Annotated in this window: 2 protein-coding genes and 1 pseudogene; 2 read left to right on the top strand and 1 reads right to left on the bottom strand. The window is 29.3% G+C overall.

From position 1 onward, the window contains the following. A partial coding sequence (locus tag ACU68W_RS09180) for a transposase (protein ID WP_446756437.1) occupies positions 1 to 251 on the top strand: 251 nt, incomplete at its 5' end. A gap of 251 nt (positions 252 to 502) precedes the next feature. On the opposite strand, the pseudogene ACU68W_RS09175 reads toward ACU68W_RS09180, so the two are convergent. Then, positions 503 to 1,653: pseudogene (locus tag ACU68W_RS09175) on the bottom strand (ISL3 family transposase). Between the two features lie 405 nt (positions 1,654 to 2,058). Here ACU68W_RS09175 and ACU68W_RS09170 point away from each other — a divergent pair. Next, positions 2,059 to 3,786 (top strand): Ig-like domain-containing protein (locus ACU68W_RS09170; protein WP_446756436.1); only part of this gene is annotated, 1,728 nt, incomplete at its 3' end.

Raw genomic sequence — 3,786 nt, 5'->3', positions numbered from 1 at the left:
TCAAGAAGCATGGTATTATCCAATCAATGTCAAGAAAAGGTAATTGTTATGATAATTCAATTATGGAAACATTTTTTGGAAGATTAAAAAATGAAGTTTATTATGGTTACGAAAAGAGCTATAACTCCTATGAAGAATTTTCTAAAGCAATAGAGGAATACATCTATTATTACAATAACGAAAGAATTCAATCAAAAACAAAATGGATGCCACCTACAAAATATAGGTTAGCATCCACTACAACTAATTAATTAAATATTGTGTCCAGTTTTATGGCTACACATCATCATATGAGTTGCTTCTTTTTTTTATTAAATTTGGCTCTAAAGAATCCATTGGGGGATGCTTATAAAGTTGGCATCTCCTCTTAATTATACATCATTATTCACTTACTTTTAAAAGACCTATCTTATTAGTCACTTTCTACCTGTTTTTAGCGTCACTTAATAAGCCTATAGGCTTATTTTCCTAAAAGCTAATTCTTTTATTCAGTTCTTGTATATTATTCAAGTGCTAATATTCTATTTCTAAATCTTTTGAAATTTTTCATTCCAAATGTTATTCTCTTTAATACTTTTATTTTATTGTTCATTCCTTCTACATATCCATTGGTAAATTCGTAATCAAAACTGTTTGATATTTGTTCTATCCAGTTCTTATATGCTGTTAGACAGGACCTCCATTTAATGGATCCATCTTCTAACAGGTAAACTATCCAACCTTGTATGCTTCTTTGAGCTTTCTCTTTGTTTTCACTCTTCATAACTAGGTTGTAGAAGTTTTTTTTGTTAGGTATGCTTTTCTTATTTCTTCGTTTCTTTCTAACATTATTGATACTTTTTTCTTTTCGTCATCTTCAAGTTTTATCATTGGTTTTGTCAGAAGGGATTTACTTCTCATAAAGTGTATTCTTTCTTGTTTTTTCATCTTTTTTGATTCTGATATTCTTGTATTTTCAAATCCCCATGTTACTTGTCTTATGAAATGATATCTGTCTATTAGATGTTTTGCGTTTGGAAAGTGTTTTTTCTTTATATCTCTATATGGTCTATACATATCGCTTACGAAGATTTTTACTTTGTCTTTTTCTTCTTTTGGTATTTGACTAAAGTATTTATCTAAGTAATCAAATTTTCTTGTTGGTAGTACGTCTAATATCTTTTTGTTTTGACTATCTGCTATTATCGTCTGGTATTTCTCTCCTCCTGAATCTCCTTTGAATTCGTCTATGTTTAGGACTTCTCCTAGTTTTAGTCTTTTTATTTCTACTGTATCTATTATGTTTGAGACTGTTTTGGGTGAAATGTAAAATTTTTTAGCTATATCTTTGATGGATATTTTGTTTTTAAATTCTTCTAATACTCTTCTTTTGAGTCTTTTTGTTATTTGGCAATGTTTTGATACGAATGGCTTGTCTTCTGTGAATCTTTTTCCACATTCTCTACACTTAAATCGTCTTATGTCTATTTTTAATATTACTTGTTTGTCTCTATATGGTAAATCTCTTATGTTTTGTTGTCTATGGTCATGTATTTCTATCTTTTTTGATCCGCAGCATAGAAATGTTTTAGGTCTTTTCTTACATTTACCTGTTATTGTTATCTTATCTTCTGTTTCTTCTACTTTTTCTAATTTAATACCTTTAATTCCCACAAGCTTTGTGATATTATTATCTGCACTTACTTTACCTCCTTTATTTGGTTGTGGTGACTTTATTTTAGGTGATTTGTAGAGTAAGTGCAATTTTTTTATTAAAAAACTGTTGAGATAGTATGTTTATTCATACCCACCCAACAGTTTCTTTTGTTCCTTTTTATTTTATCAAATATTATAATATTCTTGACAAAAAATATTTCAAAAATGTAATACAAAAACCTAAAAATTACAAAAATAGCCAATAATGTGTTTGTTTTTTATATTTTGGGGTATTAAAATATACGTATAGTATTGAATGTAAATAGCTTTTTAGTAATCTAGCATTCAGTGCATATCAACACATCAATTTGTTAATTGTATAAGAGTTAGTTCTTATATAGTTTTGTTTTAAAGGAGGTAAAAATGGACAAAAAGAATTTGAATAATATTGCCAAGATTTTGTTAGCGTTTGGGGTATTAGCAAGCCCTATGGTTTTAGCAAATCAAGTATCTGCTGATAATTCAATAGCTAACACTACAGATACCACATTAAAAGCTCAAGCAGAATCAGCGGTAATAACAACAGAAAATGTAGTTAGTAATGTAGTTAGTAATAAGGATGAATCAGAACCGAAAGAAGATATTAAGTTGTCTGAATCTGAAACTAACAAAGATGAAGTAAGAAAGCAAAGTACAGATAACACTGAATTAACAACCGAAACAATAAGTGAAGACGATGAAAATATTGAAACAATAAGTGAAGTAACATCTTCACAATCAAAAGACGAAATATCTGAAGATAAATTAACTACTGAAGATGCACAATTTACGCTTACAAATTCACAAAAAGAAGAATTAAAAAAAGCGGGATGTTCAGATAGTGAAATATCTAAAATCCAAGAAGATATCAAATCAAAATTAGCAATTGACAAAGAATTTGATGTTAAATCTTATTTAAATAATATTATTAATTCATATAATAATACTTTGAATATTTCAGATTATGTTAAAAAACAACCATTAGCAGCTGCAAATGAAACTGAAGCAGGAAGGGATATCTCTAATGACATCACTGAAGCAGAAATCCACATAGGTAAAACTAAACAAGAAGGAGTTTTAGATGCAGGAAATGGTGAGGGATTAGCTTGGTCAGTAGCATTTAAGGCACCTGACGATACAAAAGCCGGAGACTATTTTGATATTAATCTTTCAGATAATTGGACACTTAAAGGAATAGAGTCTGATACAGATAATGCGAACCCTATAAATATTAATGGAGTAACGGTTGCTGACGGAAAGCGATTATCTAGACAGAAAATTAGATATACATTTAATGAAAATATTAAAAATTTAGATGAAATCAGAGTTGCTGTCCAATATGGCGGATATGATGTTAAAGAAAAAGTTAAAGACTCTAAAACTCAAACATTTACTGTAAGTGTCGGAGACCATTCTGATTCAAAAGAATTATACGTAGATTATGGTAAAGTGAGTTATGATAGTCATCAAACAGGTATTAATGGTAAAAGTAATTACACTGCCTTCGATCCTAAGACAGGTGAGTTTACTCAAGTTTTCTATATAAATCCAGACTCTAAATTTATACAATCTGCAAACAATGAATACTTCAATGGTACTGTTGGAGTTGTTATTAGAAATAAGGATATAAACTTTAATGAAACCCAAGTGGATTTCGTTAATAATGATGTATCTGTTGATGTAGTAAAAGTACCAGCAAGAACTCATATGCCTGATGCTGTTTATGAAAATCCTGTAAATGGAGAATCTGATTCGAATATTAAGGCTAACAAATTACAAGATGGTAGTATTTCTATCGATTTGGGAAGAACAAGTATTGACAACCCATATATTATAACTATTAAGTCAAAAATAAATCCAAATGTAGAAGTAATAAATTTAGGCTCTAGTGCAACTATATATGGAAATGGTAACGCGGATTTAACATTAGCTAACATCATTCACCTTCAAACAGGAAATACTGGTGGTACAGGTGTAGAAAAGAAAGGTTCATTCATCGAACACCATATCTATATCACAAAAGATAAAGATGGAAAAGAAACTTCTAGAAAAGTTGAAGATGGTAAACTTCAAGAAGGTTACAAAGATCAATCTTACACAACTGGTAAAGTT

The sequence above is a fragment of the Finegoldia sp. P2-F-LR genome (assembly GCF_052932265.1).
Note: the sequence above shows the minus strand (reverse complement) of the source record. Positions and strands in the feature narration are given on the sequence as shown.